Below are 14,541 nucleotides of genomic sequence, written 5' to 3'. Positions count from 1 at the left end.
TTTTCTCCTTATTCGGCTACTCCCACGCGTTTGTACTCCAGATATACCATCAACACGGAAATGTCTGCTGGAGTAACCCCTGCAATACGAGCCGCCTGCCCGATGTTTAATGGACGAATTTTGGTCATATTGTCGCGGGATTCCTTGGACAAACCAGAGATTTGGTGGTAGTCAATATCCGTTGGGATGCGGCGCTCCTCCATTTTTTTCATCCGCTCAACCTGTTGCAAAGACTTTTTGATGTAGCCATCGTATTTAATCTGGATTTCAACCTGTTCGGTCACATCCTCTGGCAGTGCTTCTGGTGCAGGGACCATTTGAGCAATGTGGCTGTAGTTGATTTCCGGACGACGCAGCAATTGAGCCAGCTCGATGACATCTGTCAGTTCAGGAGAGCCTGCGTTGCGCAAAACCTCTTGGACATGTGCCATTTCAGGGCGTACACGCGTGTTTGCCACACGTTCTTTTTCTTGCTCGATCAGCTCGCGTTTTTGGATAAATCGATTATAGCGCTCTTCGCTAATCAGACCAATTTCACGGCCGATATCCGTCAGGCGCAAGTCCGCATTGTCATGACGCAGCAGCAAGCGATATTCTGCACGAGAAGTAAGCAAACGATAAGGCTCATGCGTTCCTTTCGTAACAAGGTCGTCAATCAAGACACCGATGTACGCCTCTTCTCGTCCCAAAATAACTGGTGGTTTCTCTTGAACGCGACGTGCTGCGTTAATTCCTGCCATGAGACCTTGACCCGCTGCTTCTTCATAGCCAGAGGTACCATTGATTTGTCCTGCTGTGAACAAGCCAGGCAAGATTTTGGTTTCCAAAGAAGGCCAGAGCTGCGTTGGCACGACCGAATCATACTCAATCGCATAGCCAGGGCGCATCATTTTGACTTCTTCCATTCCAGCCATGGAGCGCAGCATGGAAAGCTGAACATCCTCCGGCAAGCTCGTCGACAATCCTTGTACATACATTTCTTCGGTATTGCGTCCTTCTGGCTCCAAGAAAATTTGGTGACGCGGCTTATCGTTAAAACGAACTACTTTATCTTCAATCGAAGGGCAATAACGCGGGCCTGTTCCTTCGATCATCCCCGAGTACATTGGAGCACGATGCAGATTGCTATTGATGAGTCCATGTGTTTCTTCATTTGTATATGTCAGCCAGCAAGGAAGCTGATCCATAATAAACTCCGTTGTTTCATAAGAAAAAGCGCGCGGTACCGGATCACCAGGCTGAATCTCCATTTTAGAGAAATCCACACTGCTGCTATGAACACGTGGTGGCGTCCCCGTCTTGAAACGTGTCATTTCAAAACCGAGTTCCTTCAAATGATGGGCCAGACGAATGGACGGACGCATGTTGTTTGGTCCACTTTCGTATTGGAGATCTCCGAGGATGATCTTTCCGCGCAAATAAGTTCCCGTCGTCAATACAACAGATTTGGCCATGTATCGAGCCCCAGTTTGCGTAATAACCCCTTCACAGACACCGTCGTTCACGATCAGCTCTTCCACCATCGCTTGACGCAGGATCAGATTCGGAGTATTTTCAATCGTTTTCTTCATTTCATGCTGATACGCAAATTTGTCTGCTTGTGCGCGCAAGGCATGCACAGCAGGTCCTTTCCCTGTATTCAGCATACGCATTTGGATATGGGTTTTGTCAGTATTGCGTCCCATCTCTCCACCAAGCGCGTCTAATTCGCGTACGACGTGGCCTTTTGCTGGACCACCTACGGAAGGATTACATGGCATGTACGCCACAGCATCCAGGTTGATCGTCAACAGCAATGTACTGCAACCCATACGTGCAGCCGCCAATGCAGCTTCTGCACCGGCATGACCCGCACCAATGACAATGACGTCAAACGAGCCCGCTTCATATGCAGGTACAACGTTCATTTTTTGTCCTCCTCTATCACTTACCCAGACAGAACTGGGAGAAAATCTGGTCAATCAAATCCTCGCCGACGCTTTCCCCGATGACTTCCCCAAGCAGCTCCCACGACTTTTTAATGTCGATCTGAATCATGTCTACTGGCATCAAGTCGTCGATTCCACCCAGTGCTTCATCTATGGCTCGCTCTGCCTGACGAAGCAGTTGAATATGTCTGGCGTTACTCACGTAGGTCAAGTCATCCTGCTGCACACGGCCACTGAAGAAAATCTCCCCAATTGCCTGCTCTAGAAGATCGATCCCCGTCTCCTCACGCGCAGACGTCATAATCAACGGCTGCTGAGGGAAATGACGCTTGATCTCTTCCAAATCCACTTTTTGCGGCAGGTCGAATTTATTAACAATCACAATCACATGGAACCCTTTTGCCGCTTCAAAAATCGCGTAATCATCGGCGGAGAGAGGCTCGTTGTAGTTGACCACGAGCAACACGAGGTCAGCCTTTTGCAGCAGCTGTCTGGACTTCTCTACCCCGATTTTCTCCACGATGTCCTCTGTATCACGAATTCCTGCGGTATCGATGAGTCGCAAAGGAACCCCACGCACATTGACATACTCTTCGATAACATCGCGTGTCGTTCCCGCAACGTCAGTCACAATCGCCTTTTCCTCTTGGACCAGACTATTTAATAGAGAGGATTTTCCTACATTTGGACGTCCAATAATCGCGGTCGACAAGCCTTCACGCAAAATTTTTCCTTGCTGTGCGGTCTGCAACAGGCGTTGGATTTCATCTTTAACCTCCAGGCACTTTCCTCGCAAGAAATTTTGTGTAAACTCCTCAACGTCATGCTCTGGATAGTCCAGTGTTACTTCTATATGGGCCATCGCTTCAATCAAGTTTTGGCGCAGCTGCCGAATGAGCCTGGACAGCTTCCCTTCTACTTGATTCAATGCGACCTTCATCGCTCTGTCTGTTTTCGCCCGGATCAAATCAATGACGGCCTCAGCCTGAGACAAATCGACACGTCCATTTAAGAACGCACGCTTTGTGAACTCGCCCGGCTCAGCCAATCTTGCACCATTATCCAAGATTAACTCCAGAACCTTTTCAACGGAAACAATTCCTCCGTGACAGTTGACCTCAACTACATCCTCCCTCGTAAATGTACGGGGAGCCTTCATTACGGAAACCAGTACCTCTTCCACTCGTTCACCTGTGTTTGACTCATACAAGTGCCCATAATGGATCGTATGGCTGTCCACAGTGGACAACCGCTGCTTTCCTTTATATATCTTATCCACAACTTCGATCGCTTCCGTACCGCTTACCCGGATCACGGCAATACCGCCTTCACCCATCGGTGTTGCGACCGCCGCTATTGTATCGAATTTCATGCTGTTCACCTCAAGCTTTCCACTCTTACAAGTCAGCCACTAACTTACTAGCATAACAGATCGTCTAGAAAAATTCCAAAAGAAAGTGCAGCCAATCCATATGGCTAAACATCTAATAGGAAAAAGCAACCCTATCCGCCAAGGTTGCTGTCCATTTTGGTTATCCACAGTATAATCATTTTCGCAAATCCTCAACCATTTGGTCAATTATCCACAGTGGACAACTTTTTGAAGAGATTGTTCAAAATGTCGACGCTTGCTCACTTAATTTCAGCAAAAAAAAGAAGCCTAGCGAGAGGCTTCTTTCGGTGCAATCACGATATAACGATTTGGCTCGTCTCCTTCACTGAAAGTAACCACATCCGCTCTCTTTTGCAAGAAGGCATGGATTACTTTCCGTTCAGCAGCAGACATTGGTTCCAGACGCACATCCCGTTTGGTCGATAACGCTTTTTTCGCCACACGATCTGCGAGCTGCTCCAATGTTTCCTTGCGACGCAGCCTGTAATTTTCGGCATCCAAAGTGATACGTACATGTTTGTCCGCATGACGGTTCGCTACGACGTTTACGAGATACTGTAATGAATCAAGAGTTTGTCCCCTGCGGCCAATAATGATTCCCAGATTGGTTCCCTGGATGTCAAACAGCATACCCTCTTCATTTGTACGCGTCTCCACTTTGGCATTCACCTTCATGTTCGACAAAACGTCTTGAAGAAAGTCACGTCCCTGTGCAACCGGATCAAAGTGAAATTCTACTTGCACTTTAGCGTCCTTTGCCCCAATCAGTCCAAACAATCCTCTGCTTGGTTCTTCTAGAACTTGGATCGTTGCCCGCTCACGCGGCACTCCCAATTCCAGCAAAGCTTTTTGCACAGCATCGTCGATCGTTTTTGCCGTAGCTACCACCTTTTTCACTTGGAGGCTCCCCCTTTAGGAGTAGGCATATTTCCTTTATCACGATACAGGAAGTAGGTTTGTACAATGGTAAATAGGTTACCGTATACCCAGTACAGAGACAGCGCTGATGGCAATGTGACGGCAATCGCCAAAATCATCAGCGGCATCATGATGATCATCATTTGCATTTGTGGATTTCCTTGTGTTGCCTGACCCATCATCTTGGATTGCAGGTACGTCGTAATCGCCGCAACAATCGGCAAAATGTAGTACGGGTCTTTTTCTCCCAACGTTAACCACATGAACGTTTGCGAGTTAATCTCGGTCGTACGGATGATCGCATGGTAGAACGCGATCAAAATCGGCATTTGTACCAACATTGGCAAGCATCCAGCCAACGGGTTGACACCGCTCTTCTGGAACAAAGCCATTGTTTCCGCTTGCGCTTTTTGTGGATCATTCTTGTGCTTCTCACGGATTTTTTGCATCTCCGGTTGAATCTCTTGCATTTTCTTGGAGCTCTTGATTTGCTTGACCATCAATGGAAGCACAATGATTCGGATGATGATCGTTGCAATCAGGATACCCAGACCGTAATTGTTTCCGAGTATCAATGCGCTCTCTTTAATTAGCCAGGACAGTGGATAAACAAAATACTTGTCCCAAATGCCGGTTGCGTCAGGGCCAATTGGTGCAGCAGCTTGGGGGTTACAGCCCGACAAAACTAGAACCAGCATAGTCAGCATAAGAATGCTGAGTGTACGTCTACTCAAGGGTGATCCTCCTTTTCCCCGCTTCAATTGAGGTAATCTTATTTGTGCTGATCCGGGACTGGATCATACCCGCCCGGGTGGAACGGATGGCATTTCAAGATGCGACGAAGGGCCAACCAGCCTCCCCTCCACGCCCCAAATCGACGAATCGACTCGATTGCGTAGTGAGAACAGGTGGGCGCGAATCTGCATGAAGGTGGTTTATACGGAGAAATCATTAGTTGGTATCCCCGAATCAACCAAACCATGATCTTCACCATCATCGTTTCACCCTCTTTTTCCATCTCTTTTTCCATTATGTACGGGTGCCTGTTTGATCACTTTGGCTCGCTTCATCACATGTAACAGAGATTGCTCAATGGCTTCAAGCGTCATCGCTTCCACACCCGGACGGGCGATGATGACGAGATCGAGACTGACCGGAATATCAGACTCCATTCGAGCTACTGCTTCGCGTATAAGCCGCTTGACTCTATTGCGGACAACAGCATTGCCAATTTTTTTACTTACGGAAATTCCCGCGCGAAAAGCCGCTTGTCCTTCTTGCTTTGCTGAATACAAGACAAACTGCTTATTAGCAGCAGAACTTCCTCGTTGAAACACAGCTTGGAATTGCTCATTTTTTTTGAGCCGGTGTGAACGATGCAAAGGTAAACAACCCCTAACATCACAATTATAGTAGAAAACGTACACAGCATCTACCAGTATATCCTTGTTTCGTCCACTTTTTTCCCCTAAGTATACTCGGTTTAGAACAAAATCAAAAATTCAGTGGAAAAAATGAATGCTATTAGCCAATTTCCGCGATGATTTCTGCACTGGCATAGCGCAAGTCAGAGAGCAATTGCTCATCCGCTTGGAAAAAGCCCAATTTTTGAAGGGACAAGGAAAGCTTAGCAGGCAGATCCGCCCAATGATTCTCCAGCCATTCATCAGAATCCACGCTATGATATAACCAGATCGCCTCTGAAAATAATAAAAACCCGGCCATATCAAACTGATTTCTCTCCTGCAATCTCTGAACCTTTTTCTTTACTAACCAATCATTTTCAACCGCCAGCGCAAACTGGGTCCCCTCATATTTTGACCGTAGATGAGCTCGATAGTCTGCCAATAGCATGAGTGCATCCTGTACCTCTTCATTACGCTGGTATGTCTCCTGAAAAAAGCCTTCCATACCGTCCGAACGTCCTGCTTTCTGTACCAACTGATACAATTGTGCATCACTCAATGAATGCCCCTGGAAAAAGGCACTCATTTGATACGCACCGATCCATCCTGCCCATGCAGCCAAATAAGCAGAGTAAGGGAAGCCTTCCATTAAGGCAGCCTGCGCCTCTTCGTGGAATGAATCTACCACCGCTTTTGCCTGTGCGAACATTTTCTCTTTTCCAGCCAGAGAATCCATGTAGGCACACATGTCATTCATCCAGGAAGTGAAACGATCCTCTGGGTCCAGAACAACCTTTGCTTCCTTTAAGTAACGCCATGCCCACGGATTCTCGTATACTTCTTCATCTGTAGGAGCAGCTTGGACCTGTAACTGTATCACATGCCCTCTAAACAGACGATTTTCACAGGAAGGATCACCTTCTCCCTCCACAAAGATGTGTAAATCGAGGTCGCTGTATGCGTCCGCTTCTCCCCTCCCGACAGATCCACCAGCATAGGCACATACCAAGCTAGCTAGAGGCCATTCGTCAAGAAACTCGCGCGCCAACGATACAAAAAACTCGGTTACGTCCTTGCTTTGCTCCATCGGCCTCCTCCTGTCCCTTCAATAAATAGTAGGATTTTTGGTAGCTAGGTAACGATTATCCCTCAAAAGGTTTCCACATTGGAGAGAGCCTTCCTCTTTTTATAAGATCAAAGAATTTTCAGACATATGTAAGCAAACAAAAAGGCCACTGAAAGTGTGGCCTAAGCGGAAAGAACTTTTCTACCTCTTTGACGACGAGCAGCCAAAATTTTGCGGCCATTCTTTGTGCTCATGCGCTTACGGAATCCATGATCCTTTTTGCGCTTGCGGTTGTTAGGATTGAAAGATGGTTTCATTACGTATACACCTCCGTCTTGCAAAGACATTCTTTTGCATTATAAGAACATATGCCTAAAAAGTCAAGTGACAGTGGAATTTCATTACCAAGGCAAATATCCCCATAAAACTATTTCCCGAACCTGTGGATATCATTTTATCCACAAAAACAGGTTTCGACAAGTTTATCTACAGCTTGTACACAAAATATAGGGATGTGAATATGTGGGGAGTACCAGAAGTTGTGTTTGTGGATAAGTATGAAAAAACCATTGATACCATGCCTTATATCTGTTATTATGTTTTTGTTTTGAAGCGTGAATAACTCCGATACGTAAATCGGTTTTTCCACAGGGTGTGGATAAGTTTGTGGACAGATTCTTTCCTATGTGTATGTCGTTACTCACAGGATTGAGGATAACCGTCTGCTTTTTTTCACTTCTACGAGCGGAATCCCTATATTTCGACTTTTTTTATCCACAGTCGCTACATTCGACTGTGTTGACAATTAGGTCACAACATAGCAGGTTTTTGCACTTTTTCTCGATCATTATGGATCGGTGCTTCATCAATTTTTCGGATGGTCCAGAGGGAGGGATTCTGGTTGGATGCAGCGATTAGCGAACTATGGCGCAAAGTACTCGCCAAGATAGAAAAATCGCTAAGCAAACCCAGTTTTGATACCTGGCTGAAGGCGACAAAGGCAACTACATTAGAAGAAGATGCACTGATCGTCGTCGCACCAAACGACTTTGCTCGTGATTGGCTAGAAACCAGGTACGCACAACTGATTACCGATACACTATATGAAGTGACGGGTATCAATATGAAAGTAAAGTTCGTCGCGATGCAAAATCCTGATGCGGCTTTTGCCGACGAACAACCTGCCCCACGGGTGAAAATGAGCGAGCCGCCAACAGTCGCGGATGACCAGCCACCCAGTATCTTAAATCCCAAATACACCTTTGACACGTTTGTCATCGGCTCAGGGAATCGATTCGCTCACGCCGCATCGCTTGCGGTTGCTGAAGCTCCTGCAAAAGCTTACAATCCCCTCTTCATATACGGAGGAGTCGGACTTGGCAAAACCCACTTAATGCATGCAATTGGCCATTATGTCATTCAGCACAACCCATCGGCGAAAGTGGTCTATTTGTCGTCTGAGAAATTCACCAATGAATTCATCAACTCTATTCGTGACAACAAAGCCGTCGAATTCCGCAATAAATACCGGAGTGTTGACGTTCTTTTAATTGATGACATTCAGTTTTTAGCGGGCAAAGAATCGACACAAGAAGAGTTTTTCCATACGTTCAATGCCTTGCATGAAGAAAGCAAACAAATCATCATCTCCTCCGATCGGCCTCCCAAGGAGATCCCGACACTGGAGGATCGTCTCCGCTCACGCTTCGAATGGGGACTGATTACGGATATTCAACCGCCAGACCTCGAAACGCGGATTGCGATTTTGCGCAAAAAGGCGAAAGCGGAAAATCTCGATATCCCTAATGAGGTAATGGCGTACATCGCCAACCAGATCGACAGCAACATCCGCGAGCTGGAAGGCGCACTGATTCGTGTCGTTGCCTACTCTTCCTTGATTAATCGCGATATCGACACGCAGCTGGCAGCGGAAGCACTGAAAGACATTATTCCTTCCTCCCGCCCACGCGTGATTACCATTATGGACATCCAACGAACGGTCGGAGAAGCGTTCAGCCTGAAACTAGAAGATTTCAAGGCGAAAAAACGGACAAAAACCGTCGCTTTCCCACGTCAGATTGCGATGTATCTCTCTAGAGAGCTGACGGATGCCTCCTTGCCGAAAATCGGTGATGAATTTGGCGGCCGTGACCATACGACAGTCATCCATGCCCATGAGAAAATCTCTCGTGCGCTGGCAAATGACCCTCATATGCAAACAACCATTCAGTCGCTCATTGAAAAGTTAAAAGCAAACCATTAAACCTGTGCATAACGCAAAAAGCCTATACACAACTTACCCACATGTGTATAGGCTCTCTTTTACGTATTGAACCCACATATCCACAAATCCACAGGCCCTATTACTACTTCTGTTAAAAAGATCTATCCTAATAAGTTATGATAAAGGCGCAGCCATTATGCAGATTCCAACCAAAAATAATGGCGCCGGAGAGGGAGGCTCACGTCGATGCATATTACCGTTCAGCGTGAAAAGCTATCGAACGCCGTATCGCATGTTAGCAAAGCAGTTTCTAGCAGAACTACGATTCCAATTTTGACCGGGATTAAAATCAAAACGGATGATGAAGGTTTGACACTCACAGCAAGCGATTCTGATGTGTCTATTGAAGTTCAGATCCCGCTGGAAGAAGCCGGAGAATGGGGAGTAACCGTACATCAACCTGGTAGCATTGTGTTGACTGCACGTATTTTCAGCGAAATCGTGCGCAAGCTGCCAAGCAATGAAATCGATATTCAAGTTGATGATCGGCTCGTAACCCAAATTCGTTCCGGACAAGCGGAGTTCACCATTAACGGAATGGATGCCAACGAATATCCACAGCTGCCGCATCTGGAAGAAGATAAAGTCTTCAGTGTTCCCTGTGATTTACTGAAGGCAATGATTCGCCAGACTGTATTTGGTGTCTCTACTTCCGAAATGCGTCCGATCTTGACCGGTTTGATGTGGTCGCTTGATCAAGGCAAATTGCGTTTTGTGGCAACCGACAGCCATCGCTTGGCTAGTCGTACTGCTATGGTCGAATGCCCAGAGGATCTTTCTTTCCATAACGTGGTTGTTCCGGGTAAAAGCTGCAATGAATTGGTAAAAATATTAGATGACGACCAAAATCTCGCGGATATCGTTGTTGCTGACAATCAAATTTTGGTGAAGTCAAAGCATATCTTGTTCTATTCCCGTCTCTTGGAAGGAACCTATCCAGACACGACCAGAATTATTCCACAAGGAAGTAAAACGGAAATCACCGTCAGCACCAAGGAGTTTTTGCAATCCATTGAGCGTGCTTCCTTGCTGAGCCGAGAAGGCAAATCGAACGTAGTCAAGCTCGTTACGATGCCTGATGGAACCGTCGAAATTACGTCCAATGCACCTGAGATCGGGAAAGTAACGGACATTTTGACGCCAAAAGCAATGAATGGCGAAGAATTGAAAATTTCCTTCAACGCCAAATACATGATCGATGCGCTGCGTGCAATCGATAGCGCGGAAATCAAAGCGAGCTTTAGCGGCCCGATGAGTCCATTTGTGATTCGTCCGACCGATCACGACTGGATGCTCCACTTGATTTTGCCGGTTCGTACGTACTAATTTGTTTTTACGTAAAAGAAAGGAGCCAAGCTATGCGTGAGGTTTCCATTAGCACAGACTATATTGCTCTCGGCCAATTTTTGAAGCTGGCTGAAATCATTGACACGGGGGGAATGGCCAAAGCTTTTTTGGCTGAGGTTCCGATCCAGGTCAATGGAGAGTTAGACAACAGACGTGGACGCAAGCTATATCCTGGCGATGAAGTGGCGATTGAAGGCTATGGTCGCTATCAAGTGGTACGCCCCTGAGAGGAGAGCGTGATTCTTGTTTCTCAAGAACCTGTCTCTAACCAATTATCGCAACTACGAAACGATGTCCCTGTCGTTTGACGGTCCCATCCAGTTGTTTATTGGCAACAACGCTCAAGGGAAAACGAATGCTCTCGAATCGATCTATGTTTTGGCACTCGCCAAATCCCACCGAACGCCCCGTGACAAGGAGCTAATTTCTTGGGATGCCGATTATGCCACGATCCGTAGCGATGTTCTTCGTCGCTACGGTTCTGTTCGTTTAGAGCTGCAGTTGACAACCAAGGGAAAGCGGGCCAAAATCAACGGAATGGAACAGCAGAAGCTGAGCGCCTATGTGGGGGCATTGAATGTCGTCATGTTTGCACCTGAGGATCTTTCCATTGTCAAAGGCGCACCTGCCCAGCGCAGACGCTTCATCGATATGGAAATCGGTCAGGTTTCACCTACGTATCTTTATTATTTGAGCAATTACAACAAAGTGCTGGCCCAGCGAAATCAGCTTTTAAAGGATTTGGCCATGAAAAAAAGTAACTCGCTGGAAATGCTGGCAATTTGGAATACCCAATTAGCCGATTTAGCGGTAAAATTGTTACGGAAGCGTTTTGAGTTCCTTCGGAAGTTGGAGACGTGGGCACAGGAAATCCACACCGGCATTACCGATGGCAGGGAAAGACTTTCTTTGCATTACGTAAACTCATCGCCCGTTACAGAAGAGATGACGATAGATCAGGCTGTAGATAAAATACTTGCTGCCTACGAAGAGGTTCGCGACCGGGAAATCATGCGGGGGAGCACCCTTATTGGGCCACACCGTGATGATTTTTCACTTAAAGTGAACAACATGGATGTGCAAACGTATGGTTCCCAGGGACAGCAACGCACCAGTGCGCTGTCTATTAAATTAGCCGAAATTGAGCTGATTAAAGAAGAAGTGGGAGAATACCCCGTTTTGTTGTTGGATGATGTCTTGTCAGAGTTGGATGAACATCGGCAAACATTGCTGCTCGAAACCATTCAGGATCGAGTACAGACGTTTGTAAGTACCACAGGTGTGGAAGGCTTAAAGCATCAGGTTCTCCAGCAAGCCTCTCGTTTTTACGTGAGGGAAGGGAAAATCTCCGGAGAAAGGTAGGGGGTACAGGGATGTTTATTCACATTGGTGGAGATACTGTGGTGAGCACGAAGGAAGTCATTTCCATTCTTGATCATCAGACTGTGAAATCCTCAAAAATCAACAAAGCGTTCTTACTCGAAAAAAGTAAGACAATTGTTGATCATAGCGAGGAAGAAACGAAGTCTTATGTAATCACCCAGAACGCCATTTACTGTTCACCTATTTCTTCTCTGACGCTGAAGCGACGCGCTCAGTTCGTGGACAGCTTGGATCAGTTTCCCTTTGTACAAGCTGAAGTGGAGGAGTTGACAGAGTAGTGGATCAAGTGACGACGAAAGATACAAACTACGATGCGAGTCAGATTCAGGTACTGGAAGGGTTAGAGGCAGTTCGGAAACGTCCTGGCATGTACATCGGGTCGACCAGCAGCCGAGGTTTGCATCACCTGGTATGGGAGATTGTCGACAATGCCATTGACGAGGCGCTGGCCGGTTATTGCGACGAGATCTTGGTGGTCATTCATCCAGACAACTCCGTATCTGTAACCGATAACGGTCGAGGAATCCCGACTGGCATTCATGAAAAGACTGGGAAATCCACTGTTGAAACCGTTTTGACTGTATTGCACGCCGGGGGTAAATTCGGTGGTGGCGGATACAAAGTGTCCGGCGGTCTTCACGGGGTAGGTAGCTCGGTAGTGAACGCGCTATCCGAATGGATGGAAGTCGAGGTTAAACAAAATAACCAGGTATACTACATGCGCTTTAAAGTAGGCGCACCGGATGCCGATCTTGCTGTAGTGGGCGAGACCGAAGAGACGGGAACAAAAGTTACCTTCAAGCCAGACCCGACTATTTTTACCGAAACAACGGTATTTGAATACGAGATTTTGCAAAAACGTATTCGCGAGCTGGCGTTCCTTAACAAAGGTTTGCGTATCACGCTGAAAGATACACGTCCAGATCAGCAGAAGGAAGAGTCCTTCCACTACGAGGGCGGTATCATCCAGTTCGTAGAATACTTGAATAAAAACCGGGAAGCCTTGCATGATGATGTGATTTATTGCGAAGGGGAAAAAGAAGGTCTTGTCGTGGAGGTTGCCCTTCAGTACAACGACAGCTATGTGAGCAACATCTACTCTTTTGCCAATAACATCAACACGCATGAGGGTGGTACCCACGAAACTGGATTTAAAACGGCTCTTACACGTGTTATCAATGACTATAGCCGCAAGTTTAACTTCCTGAAGGAAAAGGATCCGAATCTTTCCGGGGACGATGTGCGTGAAGGCATTACCGCGATTATCTCCGTAAAAATTCAAGAGCCTCAGTTTGAAGGACAAACAAAAACGAAGCTGGGCAACTCGGAAGCGCGAAGCATTACTGAGTCAGTCTTCGGTGACCGTTTTAACACCTTTATGGAAGAAAACCCGGGTGTAGCCAAAAAAGTTGTGGAAAAAGCGCTCATGGCATCTCGTGCCCGTGAGGCAGCTCGTAAAGCACGTGAAATGACTCGTCGCAAGAGTGCCCTGGAAGTAAGTGCTTTGCCAGGGAAATTGGCGGACTGCTCTTCCAAGGACGCATCCGAATCTGAACTGTTCATTGTAGAGGGTGACTCTGCGGGTGGTTCTGCGAAGATGGGACGCGACCGTCATTTCCAAGCCATTCTTCCTCTTCGCGGGAAGGTATTGAACGTAGAAAAAGCACGTCTGGACAAAATTCTCGGGAATAACGAGATCCGTGCCATTATTACGGCTTTGGGAACGGGTGTTGGCGAAGACTTTGATATTTCAAAGGCACGTTACCACAAAGTCGTCATTATGACGGACGCCGACGTCGACGGGTCGCATATTCGGACGCTTCTGCTGACGTTCTTCTTCCGTTACATGAAACAGTTGATTGAAGCGGGGTATATTTATATTGCGCAGCCGCCTCTCTACAGCATCAAGCAAGGGAAGACGTTGCAGTATGCTTATACCGACAAGCAACGTGATGCGGTACTCGCTACCTTGAAGGCTCAACCCAAGCCTAACGTCCAACGTTATAAAGGACTAGGTGAGATGAATGCGGATCAATTGTGGGAGACTACGATGGACCCAGAAGTTCGTACGTTGCTTCAGGTAGATCTCGAGGATGCTATGGATGCCGATATGGTGTTTGAGACACTGATGGGAGACGAAGTAGAGCCTCGCAGGGAGTTTATTGAGCAATACGCGGCAAACGTACGCGATCTTGATATTTAAGTTGGAACGAAGAAAAGCTTGTCCTTTACCGGGCAAGCTTTTTCTTTATGAAAATATAAAAACACATTTGAAAAATACGATGAACATGACTTATAATAGAGTGTGCTTTTGTTAAGCTCGTATTCCACAAAAAAAGTTCACTCATGCAATAAAAAAAATCAAATTTTCTATTGCAATGAATTTAAAAGTGTGATAGATTTAAGTTCCGGAAGTAATTATGGGCCTATAGCTCAGTTGGTTAGAGCGCACGCCTGATAAGCGTGAGGTCGGCTGTTCGAGTCAGCCTAGGCCCACCACTTACATAGCTGACATGGCAATTGCGTCATTAAAGCGTTAGGATGGGGCTGTAGCTCAGTTGGGAGAGCGCCTGCCTTGCAAGCAGGAGGTCATCGGTTCGATCCCGTTCAGCTCCACCATTCTAAAATATGATTATTCCTCGGTAGCTCAGTTGGTAGAGCAATCGGCTGTTAACCGATCGGTCGGCGGTTCGAGTCCGTCCCGAGGAGCCATTGAAACGGCCCGTTGGTGAAGCGGTTTAACACAGCAGCCTTTCACGCTGTCATACAGGGGTTCGAATCCCCTACGGGTCACCTAGCAAAACGCCCTGCAATCG

14 protein-coding genes and 4 tRNA genes are annotated in these 14,541 nt (G+C 46.8%); 10 read left to right on the top strand and 8 right to left on the bottom strand.

Annotated elements, in window-relative coordinates; genetic code table 11:
* Positions 1-8: 8 nt before the first annotated feature.
* The 8 genes from mnmG to rpmH form a co-directional block, all read right to left on the bottom strand.
* The gene (gene mnmG / locus HPY27_RS26320) at positions 9-1,907 is read right to left on the bottom strand and encodes a tRNA uridine-5-carboxymethylaminomethyl(34) synthesis enzyme MnmG (protein ID WP_017246838.1); all 1,899 of its coding nucleotides are present in this window, start codon (positions 1,905-1,907) and stop codon (positions 9-11) included.
* Between the two features lie 16 nt (positions 1,908-1,923).
* Complete coding sequence (gene mnmE / locus HPY27_RS26315; protein WP_017246839.1) at positions 1,924-3,300, bottom strand: tRNA uridine-5-carboxymethylaminomethyl(34) synthesis GTPase MnmE; 1,377 nt, start codon at positions 3,298-3,300, stop codon at positions 1,924-1,926.
* Positions 3,301-3,588: 288 nt separating this feature from the next.
* A complete protein-coding gene (jag, locus tag HPY27_RS26310; protein ID WP_007720132.1) occupies positions 3,589-4,218 on the bottom strand; it encodes an RNA-binding cell elongation regulator Jag/EloR in 630 nt (209 codons plus the stop codon).
* Entirely contained in the window at positions 4,215-4,973 is a 759-nt protein-coding gene (gene yidC / locus HPY27_RS26305) for a membrane protein insertase YidC (protein WP_017246840.1), read from the bottom strand. The genes jag and yidC overlap by 4 nt, the downstream gene beginning before the upstream one ends.
* Positions 4,974-5,011: 38 nt before the next feature.
* Positions 5,012-5,236, bottom strand: a complete 225-nt coding sequence (gene yidD / locus HPY27_RS26300) for a membrane protein insertion efficiency factor YidD (protein WP_205669431.1) — start codon at positions 5,234-5,236, stop codon at positions 5,012-5,014.
* Between the two features lie 4 nt (positions 5,237-5,240).
* Positions 5,241-5,621: a ribonuclease P protein component gene (gene rnpA / locus HPY27_RS26295; protein ID WP_017246841.1), complete on the bottom strand. Its 381-nt coding sequence runs from the start codon at positions 5,619-5,621 to the stop codon at positions 5,241-5,243.
* A gap of 142 nt (positions 5,622-5,763) precedes the next feature.
* Positions 5,764-6,732: a nucleotidyltransferase family protein gene (locus tag HPY27_RS26290; RefSeq protein ID WP_174226350.1), complete on the bottom strand. Its 969-nt coding sequence runs from the start codon at positions 6,730-6,732 to the stop codon at positions 5,764-5,766.
* 161 nt (positions 6,733-6,893) lie between these two features.
* A complete protein-coding gene (gene rpmH / locus HPY27_RS26285; RefSeq protein ID WP_007720125.1) occupies positions 6,894-7,028 on the bottom strand; it encodes a 50S ribosomal protein L34 in 135 nt (44 codons plus the stop codon).
* Positions 7,029-7,612: 584 nt separating this feature from the next.
* On the opposite strand from rpmH, the gene dnaA reads away from it, so the two are divergent.
* The 10 genes from dnaA to HPY27_RS26235 all read left to right on the top strand — a co-directional run bounded on the left by dnaA (position 7,613) and on the right by HPY27_RS26235 (position 14,518).
* On the top strand, positions 7,613-8,974 hold the full coding sequence (gene dnaA / locus HPY27_RS26280; protein WP_017246844.1) for a chromosomal replication initiator protein DnaA: 1,362 nt from the start codon (positions 7,613-7,615) through the stop codon (positions 8,972-8,974).
* Between the two features lie 207 nt (positions 8,975-9,181).
* Positions 9,182-10,321 (top strand): DNA polymerase III subunit beta, encoded by a 1,140-nt coding sequence (dnaN, locus tag HPY27_RS26275; protein ID WP_017246845.1) that lies wholly within the window; start codon positions 9,182-9,184, stop codon positions 10,319-10,321.
* Between the two features lie 32 nt (positions 10,322-10,353).
* Complete coding sequence (yaaA, locus tag HPY27_RS26270) at positions 10,354-10,569, top strand: S4 domain-containing protein YaaA (RefSeq protein WP_017246846.1); 216 nt, start codon at positions 10,354-10,356, stop codon at positions 10,567-10,569.
* Positions 10,570-10,585: 16 nt separating this feature from the next.
* Positions 10,586-11,704, top strand: a complete 1,119-nt coding sequence (gene recF / locus HPY27_RS26265) for a DNA replication/repair protein RecF (RefSeq protein ID WP_174226349.1) — start codon at positions 10,586-10,588, stop codon at positions 11,702-11,704.
* An 11-nt stretch (positions 11,705-11,715) separates the two neighbouring features.
* Positions 11,716-12,003: an extracellular matrix regulator RemB gene (gene remB, locus HPY27_RS26260; protein WP_017246848.1), complete on the top strand. Its 288-nt coding sequence runs from the start codon at positions 11,716-11,718 to the stop codon at positions 12,001-12,003.
* The gene (gyrB, locus tag HPY27_RS26255; protein WP_017246849.1) at positions 12,003-13,928 is read left to right on the top strand and encodes a DNA topoisomerase (ATP-hydrolyzing) subunit B; all 1,926 of its coding nucleotides are present in this window, start codon (positions 12,003-12,005) and stop codon (positions 13,926-13,928) included. Before remB ends, gyrB begins: the two co-directional genes overlap by 1 nt.
* Positions 13,929-14,147: 219 nt before the next feature.
* A tRNA-Ile gene (locus HPY27_RS26250) sits at positions 14,148-14,224 on the top strand.
* Between the two features lie 44 nt (positions 14,225-14,268).
* Positions 14,269-14,344 (top strand) — tRNA-Ala (locus HPY27_RS26245).
* 17 nt (positions 14,345-14,361) lie between these two features.
* Positions 14,362-14,437, top strand: a tRNA-Asn gene (locus HPY27_RS26240).
* A 7-nt stretch (positions 14,438-14,444) separates the two neighbouring features.
* Positions 14,445-14,518, top strand: a tRNA-Glu gene (locus HPY27_RS26235).
* The last annotated feature ends 23 nt before the right edge of the window (positions 14,519-14,541 follow it).

Source organism: Brevibacillus sp. HB1.1, assembly GCF_013332445.1.
Taxonomy (GTDB): domain Bacteria; phylum Bacillota; class Bacilli; order Brevibacillales; family Brevibacillaceae; genus Brevibacillus; species Brevibacillus porteri.
This window is presented reverse-complemented; position numbering and strand designations above follow the sequence as displayed.

Bases quoted from the DNA above. Each gene is read 5' to 3' on its own strand.
- mnmG (WP_017246838.1), bottom strand. From the start codon at position 1,907: ATGAACGTTGTACCTGCATATGAAGCGGGCTCGTTTGACGTCATTGTC.
- mnmE (WP_017246839.1), bottom strand. From the start codon at position 3,300: ATGAAATTCGATACAATAGCGGCGGTCGCAACACCGATGGGTGAAGGC.
- yidD (WP_205669431.1), bottom strand. From the start codon at position 5,236: ATGATGGTGAAGATCATGGTTTGGTTGATTCGGGGATACCAACTAATG.
- HPY27_RS26290 (WP_174226350.1), bottom strand. From the start codon at position 6,732: ATGGAGCAAAGCAAGGACGTAACCGAGTTTTTTGTATCGTTGGCGCGC.
- rpmH (WP_007720125.1), bottom strand. From the start codon at position 7,028: ATGAAACCATCTTTCAATCCTAACAACCGCAAGCGCAAAAAGGATCAT.
- dnaN (WP_017246845.1), top strand. From the start codon at position 9,182: ATGCATATTACCGTTCAGCGTGAAAAGCTATCGAACGCCGTATCGCAT.
- yaaA (WP_017246846.1), top strand. From the start codon at position 10,354: ATGCGTGAGGTTTCCATTAGCACAGACTATATTGCTCTCGGCCAATTT.
- remB (WP_017246848.1), top strand. From the start codon at position 11,716: ATGTTTATTCACATTGGTGGAGATACTGTGGTGAGCACGAAGGAAGTC.